Genomic DNA, 15,099 nt, shown 5'->3' with positions numbered 1-15,099 from the left:
GTCAATCCAGCAACAGGGAACAATGGTGGCGTGACACAGCCCCTGCAGTCGTTCTACGACGAAGTCGGTGGCCACGAGACGTTCCGCGCGATCGTGGGGCGGTTCTACGAGCTTGTCCGCGAGGACGAAATTCTGCGTCCGCTCTATCCCGAGGAGGACTTGGAAGGCGCCGAGGTGCGGCTGCGGATGTTCCTGGAGCAGTACTGGGGCGGGCCGCGCACCTACTCCGACCAGCGCGGGCATCCGCGGCTGCGGATGCGCCACGCCCCGTTCCGCATCGGCTATCTCGAACGCGACGCGTGGCTGCGCTGCATGCATATTGCGATCGCCGAGATCGATTCCCAGACGCTCGACGACGAGCATCGCAAAGAGCTGCTGGCCTACCTCGAGATGGCCGCCGATTCGATGGTCAACTCGCCGTTCTGATGACGCCCTGGTGGTCGCACGCGCTGTTTTACCAGGTCTACCCGCGGTCGTTTCAGGACAGCGACGGCGACGGCGTGGGCGATCTCGACGGTGTGACCGCCCGGCTGGACTACCTCAAGGCGCTCGGGGTCGATGCGATCTGGCTCAACCCGGTGATGGTCTCGCCGATGGCCGACAACGGCTACGACGTGGCCGACCCGCGCGACGTCGACCCCCTGTTCGGCGGCATGGCGGCGCTGGACCGTCTCACCGCCGCAGCCCACGACCTGGGCATGAAGGTGACGATGGACCTGGTGCCCAACCACACCAGCTCGGCACATCCGTGGTTTCAGGCGGCGCTCGCCGCGAGCCCCGGCAGCGACCAGCGCGAGCGGTACATCTTCCGCGACGGCACCGGACCGCACGGCGAGCACCCGCCGAACAACTGGTTGTCGATCTTCGGCGGGCCGGCCTGGACACGGGTGATCGAAGCCGACGGCAACCCCGGCCAGTGGTACCTGCACCTGTTCGACGCGTCGCAGCCCGACCTGAACTGGGAGAACCCGGAGGTGTTCGACGACCTCGAGCGGACGTTGCGGTTCTGGCTCGACCGCGGCGTCGACGGATTCCGCATCGACGTCGCGCACGGCATGGCCAAGCCGCCTGGGCTCCCGGACATGGCGGTGGTCAAAGGCGAGATGCTGCTGGCCGAAATGGACGACGACCCCCGCTTCAACAATGACGGCGTGCACGAGATCCACCGCCGGATCCGCCGAGTGTTCGACGACTATCCGCAGGCCGTTGCGATCGGCGAAGTCTGGGTCTACGACAACGAACAGTTCGCCCGCTACGTGCGTCCCGACGAGTTGCACCTCGGGTTCAACTTCCGTCTGCTGCGAGCGGCATTCGACGCGGTAGACATTCGGCATGCGATCGAAAACTCGCTGACCGCAGCAGAATTGGCGGATGCGGTGCCCACGTGGACATTGGCCAATCACGACGTCGACCGTGTCCCTACCCGTTACGGCGGTGGACAGGTCGGGCTGGCGCGGGCACGAGCGATGGCACTGGTGATGCTCGCATTGCCCGGAGCGGTGTTCGTCTACAACGGCGAGGAACTCGGGCTGCCGAACGTCGACCTGCCCGACGAAGCGTTGCGGGATCCGGTGTGGGAGCGGTCCGGGCACACCCGCCGCGGGCGCGACGGCAGCCGGATTCCGATGCCATGGGAGGGCGAAGCTCCCCCCTTCGGGTTCTCCGAGAACCCGGGGACCTGGTTGCCCATTCCGCCGGAGTGGGCGCAGTTGACCGTGGCGCGGCAACTCGAGGATCCGGAGTCGACGCTGTCTTTCTTTCGCCAGGCCTTCCAATTTCGGTGTAGCCGTTCCGAATTCGACGGACCGACCATCGAGTGGCTCGACTCCCCCGCCGACAGCCTGGTGTTCCACCGCAGCGGCGGGCTGGTGTGCGTGCTCAACGCCGGAGCCCGATCGATCCCGCTGCCGGAGGGCGAGATCCTGCTCACCAGCGGAGCGTTGGACGACGACGAGCTGCCGCCGGACACCGCCGCCTGGCTGGTGTAGCTCTCCCTCTTCGTCAGCAGGAAACTACCGCAAGACGACGGCCGGGTCGCCGCGGCGGCGATACACCGAGCCGAACCGTGCGTCGATGCGCAGCCACGTCGGGAGAACCCGCACCCGCACGATCTCCTCCGCAGACACCGCCGACCCCGCTTGTGGCAGGAAACCCATTGCCGTCAAGGCGAATACGCACCGCATCGGGATGCCGACGCTGTCTGCGCCCGAACTCACCGCGACCACCTCCTGGTCCAGCAGCGACACCGGCGGGCCATGATTGCTGGAGTGTTGCTTGGCCAGCGCCCCACCACGTTCGGCGAGCTCGAGCATGACGCGGGCGGGCACATCGTCCAGGTGGACGAAGCCGGACTCCGGCGGTAGCGCGCCGTGCCAGGCGGAATCCAACGCGAAACCCGGCTCGACATACCCGCTGGGGTCCGTCGCGCGCAGGCCCGCGGCCAGTGTGTCGGCACCGGCGGTCAAATCTGGCGGGTTGACCTCGCCGCTGACCACCCGGCTGGCGAGCACGTCGAAACCCGTTGCCACCCAGGCGGCCACGAGCCCGTCCGGCCGTTGACGCAGCCGGATCACCGCCGCGTCGTCGAGGTGCATCGCGCGTTCGGCGAATGCGGCCAGGTCCTCGCGGTGCGGCGTATCCGTCAGCCAGAGACCCCGCTCTGATCGCGTCATCGGGTCCAGCGCCGCAGGTATTCCCGTTGCGGCTCGGAAAGCCGCTGCAGCCGCTGCTCTTTGATGTGCACGGCCGCCAACTGGGTGTCGGCGATGACCGCCGGCTTCGCATCGGAGGCGGCACCCACCGGGCGCACTTCGTAGCCGATCGTGAAGTCGACTGCCCGCACCCGCTTGGACCACATGGTCACCTGCAGCGGTGAGTCCACCAGTCGCAGTTGAGCCTTGTACGAAATGTTGACCTCGGCGATGAGCAGCCCGATGGTTTCGATCTCCGGGCCGAACGGTTCACGCAGAAAAGGAATCCGGGCTTCCTCGAGGATGGTCACCATGGTGGCGTGGTTGATGTGCTGGTACATGTCGATGTCGGACCACCGGACGTGCACGGGCGCGACGAAACCGTTGGTCACCGAGAAGTTCCCGTTCCACTGGTCCGGGTCATGCTGCGAATCTGGCGGGCCGCCACCGAGAGCGTCGCCAGATCGTGCTCGCCGCTCTCGTAGATCTCGGTGAGCGTGCGGCGCGCGCGGCTCACCCGTGACCCGTTCGTCGTCTCCCACTCGGCGATCTTCTCCTCACCGGTCTCCTCCGGCTCGCCGACCGCGAGCACATCGATGCACAACGCCCGCAGCGAGCCGTAGATGTCGTCACGAATCGCCAACCGCGCCAACGAATGCCACCGATCTTCTCGCTGCAGCCGGGAGACCGCGGTGAGCAGGGTATCGGTGTTGAGGTTATCCATCAAAGCGAAGTAGGTGTCGGCCACTTCGTCCGGTTCCCGGTCGGCGATGTCGGCGATGTCGATGATGTCGAGCAGGCTGAACCGGTAGAGTCCCGTCGCGATGAGGTACGCCAGATCCTCCGGCACTCCCTGGGAGGCGAAGTCGGCCGCTTCCTTGGTGACGATGGCCTCGTCGTCGCCGCGCAACCATTCCGACATCCGCGGCGTCAACGCGGCGACCTTCGCGGCGAACCGGTTGGTTTCGGCGCCCACCGCCAGGGGCTGCGGACGGTAGTTGAGCAACCAACGGCCGGCCCGGTCGACGAGCCGGCGCAGGTCCAGCGTCATCCGATCCGACACCGCCACCGGCACCCCGGTCGTGCTCGCGGCGCGGATCTGGCGCCAGATGTCGTTGATCCGGAAGATCGCGTTGGCGGCGGCATAGCTGCGAACCGCATCGACAGGACCCACCCCCACGTCCTCGGTGATGCGGTAGGCATACGTGATGCCGCTGGTGTCGACCAGATCGTTGACGAGCATGGTGGTGACGATCTCCCGACGCAGTTGATGCGCGCGGATCTCGCTGCTGAACTGCTCGCGCAGCTTCGCGGGGAAGTACCAGGGCAGGCGTGCCGCGAACGCCTCCTGGTCGGGCAGCTCGCTGCCCAGCACATCGGCTTTGAGCGCCAGTTTCACGTGTGCCATCAGAGTCGCGAGTTCCGGTGAGGTGAGCCCGATTCCGATATCGGTGCGGCGCCGGATCTCCTTTTCCGACGGCAATGCCTCGAGCTCACGGTTGAGCCCGCGGTCGGCGACGAACTCCTTGATCATCCGCGCGTGTACGGGCAACAGGCTTGCTGCGTTGGCGCGGCTGGTGCCCATCAAATCGTTCTGGTCCTCGTTGTCCTCGAGCACCAGCCTGCCGACCTCGTCGGTCATCGACAGCAGCAGGTCGGTGCGCTCTTCGGCGCTGACCTTGCCGGCGGTGACCAGCGAGTCGATCAGGATCTTGATGTTGACCTCGTGGTCGGAGCAATCGACGCCCGCGGAGTTGTCCAGCGCGTCGGTGTTGATGCGTCCACCGTTGAGGTTGAATTCGATGCGCCCCAGCGCGGTGACACCGAGATTGCCGCCTTCGCCGATCACTTTGGCGCGCACCTGGTTTCCGTTCACCCGGACGGGATCGTTGGCCCGGTCCCCGACGTCGGCGTCGGCCTCCGTCTCGGCCTTGATGTACGTGCCGATGCCGCCGTTGAACAGCAGGTCGGCGGGCGCCTTGAGGATCGCCTTGATCAGGTTGGGCGGCGTCAGTTCTTCGACGCCGCCGTCGATCCCGAGCGCGTCGCGGGCCTGCGGACTGATCCGAATGGACTTGTGCTCTCTGCTGTAGACGCCACCGCCCTCGCTGATCAGTGACGAGTCGTAGTCCTCCCAACTGGACCGGGGCAGATCGAACAGGCGCTTGCGCTCCTCCCACGACCGTGCCGCGTCCGGGTCGGGATCGATGAAGATGTGCCGGTGGTCGAATGCTGCCAGCAGGCGAATGTGCTTGGACAGCAACATCCCGTTGCCGAACACGTCGCCGCTCATGTCGCCGACGCCGACGACGGTGAAGTCCTCGGACTGGGTGTCCACGCCCATCTCACGGAAATGGCGCTTGACCGATTCCCACGCGCCCTTGGCGGTGATGCCCATCGCCTTGTGGTCATAGCCCACCGAACCGCCGGAGGCGAACGCATCGCCGAGCCAGAAGCCGTAGGACTTCGCGACCTCGTTGGCGATGTCGGAGAAGGTCGCGGTGCCCTTGTCGGCGGCGACGACGAGATAAGCGTCGTCACCGTCGCGGCGCACCACATCGGGCGGCGGCACCACCTCACCGGTGGCCTTGTGGACGTTGTCGGTCACGTCGAGCAGGCCGGCGATGAACAGCTTGTAGCACGCGACGCCCGCGTTGCGCTGCGCGTCGCGATCGGCGGCAGGGTCGCCGGTGGGTGTCGGCGGTTGTTTGACGACGAATCCGCCCTTGGCGCCGACCGGCACGATCACCGCGTTCTTGACGGCTTGCGCCTTGACCAGGCCGAGGATTTCGGTGCGGAAGTCTTCGCGTCGGTCCGACCAGCGCAGGCCGCCGCGGGCGACGTATCCGAACCGCAGATGGACGCCCTCCACCCGCGGCGAGTACACGAAGATCTCGAATTTGGGGCGGGGCAACGGCAATTCGTCGATCAATGCGGGATTGAGCTTGAACGAAAGCACGTCCTGTGCGCGCGCGGAATGCGGGTTGGTGACGAAGTAGTTGGTGCGCAACGTGGCCTGGATCATCGACGCGAACGCGCGCAGCACCCGGTCGGTGTCCAGGCTGACGAGCGCGTCGATGTCGGCCGACACCGCTGCCGCGGCGGCCTGGGCGTCGCGGCGCTTCGGCGTGCTCTCATCACGTTCGGCCGCGGGGAAGAACAGCGCCTCGAACAGCTCCACCAGCGACCGCGCGGTCTTGGCGTTGTCGTTGATGACCGACTCGATATGGGACTGACTGTAGGGAAAACCCGCCTGCCGCAGATACTTTGCGTAACTGCGCAGCACGCTCACCTGTTGCCAGTTCAGGCCCGCCCGCATCACCAGCTCGTTGAACCGGTCGACCTCAACGCGGCCCTGCCAGATCGCGGTCACCGCGTCGGCGAACCGGGCCGCGGTCTGGTCGCGCTCGTCGGGCGCTATGCGGGGGATGGATTTGTGCGGCGAGATCTTGAACTGGTAGATCCACACCGGCAACCCGTCAGGCCGCACCACGGTGAAGGGCCGCTCTTCGAGCACCACCACGCCCATCGACTGCAGCATCGGCAGCAGATCGGACAGCGACGCGGAGTGGCCGCCGAGGTAGAGGGTGAGCTGTGCGGTGCCTTCCTCGTCGGTGTCGACGAGCACCGGTTTGATCGAATTGTCCTGCAGCTCTTCGATGATCGCGATGTCGTCGATCGCGTCTAGCGGTGAGACCGACTGCTTGTAGGACTCGGCGAACGCCGTCGAATAGTGTTCCGCCTTGCGCTGGTCGATCGAGCCGGTCTTGACCGCGCCGATCAGCCGATCGCCCCACGTCCTGGCAGCCTCGGTGAGCAGATTCTGGATCCGCGTCCGGTTGTCGGCGGAGGTGTCGATGTCGCGGGCGTTGGTCGAGTCCGGCATGCGGACCGAGAAATGCACGACCGCCCAGGGCGATTCGCTGACCCGCGCGGTGTATTCGATACTGACGCCGCCCAGTTCGCGAACGAGGATGTCCTGCATCTCCAGGCGAACCGCGGTGGTGTAGCGGTCACGCGGCAGATACACCAGGCATGACACGAAATGGGCGAGCGAGTCGGCGCGCAGGAAGAGCAAAGTGCGTCGACGCGAGCCCAGGTCGACGACGGCCGTCACCATGTCCAGCAGGTTCTGGGCTGGCAGCGCGAACAGCTCGGATCGCGGAATGGTCTGCATGATGTCGAGCAGCAACTGTCCCGGATGGCTCGGATCACGCCTTGCCAATGACAGCGCCTCGTTCACCCGACGCGAGATCAGTGGTATGTCCAAGACGTTGGCGTTCATCGCCGCGACCGTGAACAAACCGACGAAACGGTGCTCGATCGCCGCGGCGCCCTGGTTCTCGCGGACGACGACGATGTATGGGTAGGCGCCATAGCGCAGGTAGCTCGGAATGGTGGCCTGCGCCAGCACCAGCAGCTCGTCGGTGTTCGTCAGTTGCGGTAGCGCGTCGTGGCGCAGCCGCAGCACCCCCAGCCGGCTGGCCGGGTCGACCGCCGACCGTCCGTCGCGGACCTGACAGCGCTGGTAGCCCAGCACCACGAAATGTCCGTCGGCCAGCCAGCGCAAGAGGGCCGCCACATCGCCGCGATCCGAGCCGGGGAACCGGTTACCCGGATCGGCGTCGAGTTCGTGGGCCAGCCAGCGCATCGTCGACGTCAGCGCGTCGGAGTCGCGCGCGACCTGTCGGGCGTCGGCCAGCACGCTGGGCAGGAGCTGCGCCACCCGGGCGACGGCCGTCATATCCGCCGTCGGCGCCAGCTTGACGTGTATCCACACCTCGTCGCCGCGGGTGTCGCGGCCGTCCTCGCCGATCGGCGCCACCTCGATCAGCTCGCCGTCCGGTCCTCGGCGGACCCGGAAGATCGGGTTCATGATCGCGGTGTAGGCGACACCGAAGCGGTGGAGCAGCACCGTGACCGAGTCGAGGACCATCGCGGTGTATTCGGTGACGATCTGCAGCGCGGGCCCGAATCCGGCCGGGTCGTCGGTGGCGTAGACCGCGACGCGGGTGTCGCCGGTCCGCCTGTTGCGGGCCAGCCGGTGATGTGCGGTGACGAGGCCGGGCGGCACCATGTCGTGCACCGTCACGGTCATCGGCATCGTCACCGCGGCGTCCGCCGAGGGCGCGTCGGCGTGCGGGCCGCGGTACGTCTCGAGATAGGCACGCGAGAGCCGCGCCGTGGTCTGGTCGTCCAATGCCGGTGAACGACCCGGCCCGGCCACGCCGGCCGGTCTTCCGTCGGCTCCCGGAGTCACCGACATGACCTTAGTCGCGCGTGAGCTTTCGGTGGGTCACCCTGTGCGGACGCGCGGCTTCGATCCCGAGTCGTTCCACCTTGTTCTCCTCGTAGGCACCGAAGTTGCCCTCGAACCAGAACCACTTGGCTTCGTTGTCCTCGTCGCCCTCCCACGCGAGGATGTGCGTACACGTGCGATCGAGGAACCAGCGGTCGTGGGAAATCACGACCGCGCAGCCGGGGAAGCTTTCCAGGGCGTTCTCCAGCGATGACAGCGTCTCAACGTCCAGGTCGTTGGTCGGCTCGTCGAGCAGGATCAGGTTGCCGCCCTCTTTGAGCGTCAGCGCCAGGTTGAGCCGGTTGCGTTCACCGCCCGAGAGCACCCCGGCCGGCTTCTGCTGATCGGGGCCCTTGAAACCGAACGCGGACACATAGGCGCGAGACGGAATCTCGTTCTGCCCCACCTCGATGTAGTCCAGGCCATCGGAGACGACCTCCCACACGTTCTTCTTCGGGTCGATGCCCGCACGGCTCTGGTCGACGTAGCTCAGCTTGACCGTCTCTCCGACCTTCACCGTGCCGCTGTCGGGCTGCTCGAGGCCGACGATGGTCTTGAACAGCGTGGTCTTGCCAACGCCGTTGGGCCCGATGACGCCGACGATGCCGTTGCGCGGCAGCGTGAACGACAGGTCCTTGATGAGGGTGCGGCCGCCGAACCCCTTGTCGAGGTGCTCGACCTCGACGGCGTCGTTGCCCAGCCGCGGCGGCGTCGGGATCTGGATCTCCTCGAAGTCGAGCTTGCGGCTCTTCTCGGCCTCCGCGGCCATCTCCTCGTAGCGCTGCAGCCGGGCCTTGCTCTTGGCTTGGCGCGCCTTGGCGCCCGAGCGCACCCAGGCCAGCTCGTCCTGAAGCCGCTTCTGCAGCTTGGCGTCCTTGCGGCCCTGCACCGCGACGCGCTCGGCCTTCTTCTCCAGGTAGGTCGAGTAGTTGCCCTCGTACGGGTAGGCGCGTCCACGGTCGAGTTCGAGGATCCACTCGGCCACGTTGTCCAGGAAGTACCGGTCGTGGGTGACCGCGAGGATCGCGCCCTTGTACTCCGCGAGGTGCTGTTCGAGCCACTGCACGCTCTCGGCGTCCAGGTGGTTGGTCGGCTCGTCGAGCAGCAGGAGGTCGGGTTTGGACAGCAGCAGCTTGCACAGCGCCACCCGGCGGCGCTCACCACCGGAAAGGTGGGTCACCGGTTCGTCGGGCGGCGGACAGCGCAGCGCGTCCATCGCCTGCTCGAGCTGGGAGTCGATGTCCCAGGCGTCGGCCGCGTCGAGTTCCTCCTGCAGCCGCCCCATCTCCTCCATCAGCTCGTCGGAGTAGTCCGTGGCCATCAGCTCGGCGACCTCGTTGTAGCGGTTGAGCTTCTCCTTGATCGCCACGCCCTCTTCGACGTTCTCGCGAACGGTCTTGTCCTCGTTGAGCGGCGGTTCCTGCTGCAGGATGCCCACTGTCGCGCCGGGTTGCAGTAGTGCATCGCCGTTGTTGGGCTGGTCCAGCCCGGCCATGATCCGCAACACACTCGACTTGCCCGCCCCGTTGGGGCCGACGACGCCGATCTTCGCGCCCGGAAGAAAGTTCAGGCTGACGTCGTCCAAGATCACCTTGTCGCCGTGCGCCTTGCGGACCTTCCGCATCGAATAGATGAATTCGGCCATGCCGTGATGTGCCTTTCGAAATCGCGAATCTCGGGTGATGCTCGCGGACCATCGTAGGCGGGGCCGCCCCGGCGCAACCGAGAGAGCTACTCGAGGCGGCCGCGCCGGGCGTCTACCCGCGCTACGCGGTCAGGGGCAGCGCCGTGTCGGTCTGCTCCGCGTCGTCGTCATCATCCGGATCCACCGGGTGGTCGTTTGTTTCGGTGGACCGCTGGTCGGTCTGCTGCTTGATCCGATCGATACGTGCTGTACACCGTGCCAGGTCGGGCCCGACGGACGTCGCGCGCACTTCGACCGATGAGCGTCGATTGCCGTCGCGATCGTCGTACTCGCTGGTGTAGACGTGCCCGACGACGATGACGGGATCACCCTTGACCAGAGCTGCACTGGTACCGGCGACCACACGCCCCCAGCAGTTCACCGTGACGAACAACGAATTGCCCGGCTCCCATGTTCCCTCGGCGGTACGGCGGCGCGAGTTGCTCGCAACGCGGAACCGGACCATCTCCTGATCGCCGACCCGCCGATGGATCGGGTCGGTGACGATGTTGCCGACGATGGTGAACGGTGTCTCGAACATGATGATCTCCCTCGACTTGTTTGATTGCCGACGGCCCGGTGGCGCGTCGGTGACACCGTCATTGAGCGCTGCGGCACCGACACCGGGACGCGACAAGCTCGGTCGTCTCGGTGGACCTGTGGATGAATCGAGCGTTGGGGATGGTTCGCAAAGTCACACGCGGCGTTGGTCACCGACTGACTGACTGAGTATCCCCGTGACGATGCGCGCCTCGGCGAACGCGGCGAACATGTCGTTGTCGGGGAGTTCAAAGCCGTGGGCGGCGTACGCCTCTTCGAGCGTCTGCGACGACATGTCCCAGCCGCGGGCCGTCAGAAACTCGAGCACGTCGCTGCGGCGGCCGGCGTAGACCAGGTCGGACAGCTCGGTGTCCAGGCCGGACCTTCGGTAGCCCTCCAAGACCCGTTCCGATCGGTTGTCGGTGAACACGGCGGCGTCGGGGACATACTCGGTGGCGACATGGCTGCCCGGTGCGCTGAGGCGGGTGATGCTGGCGAACAGCTGGTCCTGCGCCTCCGGCGGCAGGTATATCGTCAGCCCTTCAGCGATCCAGGCCGCCGGTTTTGAGGGGTCAAAGCCATTGGCCAACAGCGCTTTCGGCCAGTCCTCGCGTAGGTCGATCCCGATGGCGCGGCGCTCAGCGGTGGGGCGTACCGCGAGGTCTGCCAGGGTCTTGGACTTGAACTCGATCACCGCCGGCTGGTCGAGCTCATATACGACCGTGCCGGCCGGCCATGGCAGACGGTAGGCCCGGGTGTCGAGCCCGCTGGCCAGGATGACCGCCTGGCGCACCCCCGCCGTGGCAGCCCTGGTGAACAGCTCGTCGTAGAAGCGCGTGCGTACCGCCATCGCTTCGGCCGCCTGCTGCACCGTGAAGGTCCCGACTTCCTGGTGCGTGCCGCCGTCGAGTAGACGCGTGACAGCATCCGCATTTACTGCTCGCACCAGCGGCTCGGCGTACGGATCATCGATCAGCGAATTCCGCGCCGCGACCGCGCGTTGAGCGGCGACCACGGTAGCGGTGGTGCCGACGCTGGTCGCCAGATCCCAACTGTCGTCATCGCTTCGAGTCATCGTGATCTCCTCCGTAGGTCAGCGTCCGGAATTCGTCGGCGAGTCGTTCGTAGAGGGCGCTGACCTTGTCGGCAGCGGCGTGTACTCGCTTGGTTGCCGGCGGGCGCGTCGGTTCGAAAGCCCGCCGCAACATGTTCGCCAGCTGATCGGCTTTATCATCCAGGCTCAGACCCAGCTCGTCGGGCAGCATCGGCTCGGCAGCGAAGAAGCCGAAAACGCTTGCGGTGAGGGGATAGTGAATGTCCTCCGCCCTCAAGCCCTCACCAAGCAAGCCATGCTCGTCGAGAATCGACAAGTACTCGCGCCAGCCGGCGAAGTTGGCACCGCCCATCGCTTTTTGCGAGCTGTCGGCGACGAGCGCATCCATCGTGTCGGTGTCCTGGGTGTAGATCGCGCGCAACACCGGCCGGTGCATCGCCTCCATGAAAACCCGACGCATCAGTCGATGCGGCATCACCTGTTGCGGATCGGCTCGTATTGCGGCCACGACCGCGTCAACCATTTCGGCGGTTTCTCGCGTGCCGACCGCGGACAACAACTGCCCGCGGGTGCGCCAGTGCAGGTAGACGGTTCCCTTGCCGACTCCGGACCGCTTGGCGACTTCGTCAATGCGGATACGCCGATAACCCCAGCGCAACAACAAGTTCTTGGCGGTGTCGAGGATCCGGTCCGCACGTGCCCGTCGCGCGTTCACGAGTCCAATAGTTGACCAAAAAACGATTCTGGTCAATAGTCACGGGCGCCGAGACCGACGTTTTGGCTGGTTTACGGCCGCCGAATCGACCATTGCGTCGGTTTCGAACGAGGCGCTCATTTGGTCGGCCGCCAGCCCCGCGATAGCAGAGCGGTGCGCGCCTGCTCGACGATGTCAGCCGCCCGGTCCTCCTTGATGACGTGGACGACGTGCCAGCGGAGCCGCTGCAGCGTCCGGTTCACCTGAACGTCCAAGACATATTGTCGACGGCTGTTGAGGTGTTGTTCTCCGTCGTACTCGGCGCCGACCTTGAACTCCTCCCAGCACATGTCGATGCGCCGGACGTAGCGGCCGAACTCGTCATATACCACGAATTGCGTTGTGGGGCGGGGCAGCCCGGCATCGATGAAGAGCAGCCGTAGCCAGGTTTCCCTCGGTGACTCGGCGCCACCATCGACGAGCGGCAACGCCACCCGCAGCCGCCGCAGACCACGCGCACCCGTATGACGTTTCCCAACAGCACCACATCCTCCGGAGCGAACGGACGAGCGTTCATCAACGCGTCCAATCGTTCGACCGCCTTGTCGCGCGGGAGGTGGCGGGCAAGGTCGAACGCGGTTCGGGCCGGGGTGGTCACGCGAATGCCCGCCACCGTGGTGACCTCGCCCTCGTCCAGCGTCTCGTCGCGGACGATCAACCCGCGCTGGCGTCGGATCGCTTTGACCACTTCGATGGGAACGTCATCATCGATCCACTTCGCCCCGTGTATCGAGGATGCGGCCACGCCGGCGATCACCGCGTCAGGCGCGGCGAGGGTCACGCCGACGATCCTCTCGCGCAGGGACACGCTGTAGCGTCTCGGCACATAGATGCCGCGGTACAGCGGCCGATACTGACTGCGCAGGCGGGCTCTGGTGAGGTGGCCGGCGGCTATGGCGTCACTGCCGATGAACGGAATCTCCACACTTTTTGGACGCAGACGGGCATTAGTCGGTCTCCCACTGTTCTCGAAACCGACGCAATGGTCGATTCGACGACCGAAAACCAGCCAAAGCGTCGGTCTCGGCGCACTTAGATGCGCCTCAGCGCGAGGATCCGTCGCGCCGGGCGAGTTCGGCGAGCATCGCGTTATAGGCGGCGAGCTCCGCGTCGTCGTCCCGGTCGGCGGCCCGGTCTATCCGCTGGGCGGTGCGCCGATCGCTGCGTGACCACTGGATCAGCAACGCGAACATCACCAGTACGAGCGGTATCTCGCCCGCCGCCCACGCGATGCCACCGCCGGTGCGTTGATCGGACAGCAGATCGGTGTGCCAGCTCAATTGCAGCGACCGGTAGAACGGCTCCCCCAGCACAGACTTCATGCCCATCAGGACCACACCGAAGAACGCATGCAGCGGCAGGGACGCGAACACCATCGCGACCTTGCCCAGCTGCGGAATCTGCCGCGGCGCCGGATCGATGCCGATCACCACCCAGTAGAAGAGGTATCCGCTGAGCAGAAAGTGCAGGTTCATCAACACGTGGGCGCCGTGCTTGTCGACCGCGGCGTCGAACAGGCCTCCGAAGTACAGCCCGTAGAAACCCGCGACGAACAACACCGTCGCCACGGCCGGATTGGTGAAGAACCGCGACACCCGCGAATGCAGGGCCGCCAGCAGCCACTCCCTGGCACCGGGCGGATCTCCGCGGCCCGCGGCCGGCAACGCCCGCAGCGCCAGGGTCATCGGCGCGCCGAGCACCAGCAGGACCGGCACCAGCATCGACAGCACCATGTGCGCGATCATGTGCATCGAGAACATCGCGGGCATGTACCTGCCCAGGCCCGACGAGGTCGCGAACAGCAATGCCGCGCACCCACACAGCCAGGCCAGCGTCCGGCCCACCGGCCAGGCGTCGCCGCGGCGGCGAAGCCGGCGTACCCCCAGTAGGTACACCACCGCGAACACGATCGCGGCGGTGCCGAAGATCAGATCGAAGCGCCAGTCGATCAGTATCCGCTCGAAGGTGGGCGGCCCGGCGAGGTCGTATCCGATCGCAACCTCGACCGGACCCGGTTGTGCGGCCAGCGGCGGTGGAGGCGTGCGCCCCAGTCCGACCGCGATTCCGAAGGTCGCCCCGAACAGCACCGCCTCGAGCAGCGCCAGCCGAATCAACGGGCCCCGCGATTCCGGTTCGGCAGCCAGCGCGGCCAGCCCGCTGCGGCGCTGTAGCCAGCCGAAGAGGCCGAGCAGGATCAATGCCGCCGCTTTGCCGACGACCAGCCAGCCGTACTCGGTGCGCAGCAGGTCGGCCGGTTCGATGCGCACCAGCGCGTTGACCACGCCGCTGATCGCCATCACCACAAAGCACCACAGCGCGAGGGCCGAGAAGCGGCGCGCAGCCAGGCCGGCATGCCGGCCACCACGCATGACGTGCACCAACACGGCGAGCAGCCCACCCGCCCACAGCGCCCCGGCGCCGAGGTGCAACAGCAGGCTGTTTGTCGCCAGGTCGTGGGCGCCGCCGGTCGAGGAGTGCCCGGTCAGGCCGAGCGGGATGAGGGTCGTCAATGATCCGGCCATCAGCACCGGCGTCCACGACCAACGCAGCACCGGGAGGCTGGCCACGGTGACGGCCGCGGCGAGGAACGCGCTCCACCGCCAGGCGCCCGCGGTTTCGACGAGGCTGGCGGCCGACCAGACGGCCAGCGGGTCGAGGTTCTGGCGCAGCGGCTGGCCGGAGACGTCGGACACCGTCAGCGGCACCATCAGCGCCGCGCACACCGTCCACACCGCCGACGCGCCGGTGCCCAGGCGCAACGCTCGGTAACCGCCGGCGTCGAGCACACCGTTGGGCTGCGGCGGCGTGAGAAACGCGGCGAACAGGAACGATCCGACGGCGATCACCGCCGCGATCTCGCCGGCGGCCCGCACGAACGGCAGCCCGTAGGTGGTGACCGGGCCGGGATCCGGCAACCCGGTCGCGCTCAACGCGTCAGCCAGCGACAGCGCGCCGATGCCCGCGGCGACCGCGCCCGCCAACGCCGCGACCCCGGTGAGCACCGGCCATACCGCGCGACTGCGCACGCCCGTTGCCACCGTGGTCATCCCACCAGCGTATGACCAGGCTTCTTCAAGC

Annotated in this window: 10 protein-coding genes and 1 pseudogene; 2 read left to right on the top strand and 9 right to left on the bottom strand. The window is 66.7% G+C overall.

What is annotated here, in order from left to right; translation table 11 throughout:
* Positions 1 to 30 precede the first annotated feature (30 nt).
* The gene (locus AU188_RS10660; protein ID WP_059163666.1) at positions 31 to 426 is read left to right on the top strand and encodes a globin; all 396 of its coding nucleotides are present in this window, start codon (positions 31 to 33) and stop codon (positions 424 to 426) included.
* Entirely contained in the window at positions 426 to 1,988 is a 1,563-nt protein-coding gene (locus tag AU188_RS10655) for a glycoside hydrolase family 13 protein (protein ID WP_059163665.1), read from the top strand. The genes AU188_RS10660 and AU188_RS10655 overlap by 1 nt, the downstream gene beginning before the upstream one ends.
* 24 nt (positions 1,989 to 2,012) lie before the next feature.
* Here AU188_RS10655 and AU188_RS10650 read toward each other — a convergent pair whose 3' ends face one another.
* The 9 genes and pseudogenes from AU188_RS10650 to AU188_RS10610 form a co-directional block, all read right to left on the bottom strand.
* A complete protein-coding gene (locus AU188_RS10650) occupies positions 2,013 to 2,672 on the bottom strand; it encodes a DUF8010 domain-containing protein (RefSeq protein ID WP_502687603.1) in 660 nt (219 codons plus the stop codon).
* On the bottom strand, positions 2,669 to 3,082 hold the full coding sequence (locus AU188_RS10645; RefSeq protein ID WP_059163664.1) for an acyl-CoA thioesterase: 414 nt from the start codon (positions 3,080 to 3,082) through the stop codon (positions 2,669 to 2,671). The genes AU188_RS10650 and AU188_RS10645 overlap by 4 nt, the downstream gene beginning before the upstream one ends.
* On the bottom strand, positions 3,079 to 7,956 hold the full coding sequence (locus tag AU188_RS10640; RefSeq protein ID WP_059163663.1) for an NAD-glutamate dehydrogenase: 4,878 nt from the start codon (positions 7,954 to 7,956) through the stop codon (positions 3,079 to 3,081). Before AU188_RS10640 ends, AU188_RS10645 begins: the two co-directional genes overlap by 4 nt.
* Positions 7,957 to 7,960: 4 nt before the next feature.
* Positions 7,961 to 9,634: an energy-dependent translational throttle protein EttA gene (ettA, locus tag AU188_RS10635; protein ID WP_059163662.1), complete on the bottom strand. Its 1,674-nt coding sequence runs from the start codon at positions 9,632 to 9,634 to the stop codon at positions 7,961 to 7,963.
* Positions 9,635 to 9,755: 121 nt separating this feature from the next.
* A complete protein-coding gene (gene ssb, locus AU188_RS10630) occupies positions 9,756 to 10,214 on the bottom strand; it encodes a single-stranded DNA-binding protein (RefSeq protein WP_059163838.1) in 459 nt (152 codons plus the stop codon).
* 153 nt (positions 10,215 to 10,367) lie between these two features.
* Positions 10,368 to 11,288, bottom strand: coding sequence for a class I SAM-dependent methyltransferase (locus AU188_RS10625; RefSeq protein ID WP_059163661.1), 921 nt, complete (start codon positions 11,286 to 11,288; stop codon positions 10,368 to 10,370).
* Complete coding sequence (locus tag AU188_RS10620; protein ID WP_286137379.1) at positions 11,272 to 11,982, bottom strand: TetR/AcrR family transcriptional regulator; 711 nt, start codon at positions 11,980 to 11,982, stop codon at positions 11,272 to 11,274. Before AU188_RS10620 ends, AU188_RS10625 begins: the two co-directional genes overlap by 17 nt.
* Before the next feature lie 116 nt (positions 11,983 to 12,098).
* A pseudogene (locus AU188_RS10615) lies at positions 12,099 to 12,946 on the bottom strand (type IV toxin-antitoxin system AbiEi family antitoxin).
* Between the two features lie 118 nt (positions 12,947 to 13,064).
* Positions 13,065 to 15,068: a bifunctional copper resistance protein CopD/cytochrome c oxidase assembly protein gene (locus tag AU188_RS10610; protein WP_059163660.1), complete on the bottom strand. Its 2,004-nt coding sequence runs from the start codon at positions 15,066 to 15,068 to the stop codon at positions 13,065 to 13,067.
* Positions 15,069 to 15,099 lie beyond the last annotated feature (31 nt).

This window comes from Mycobacterium sp. IS-3022 (assembly GCF_001500065.1).
Classification (GTDB): Bacteria; Actinomycetota; Actinomycetes; order Mycobacteriales; family Mycobacteriaceae; genus Mycobacterium.
This window is presented reverse-complemented; position numbering and strand designations above follow the sequence as displayed.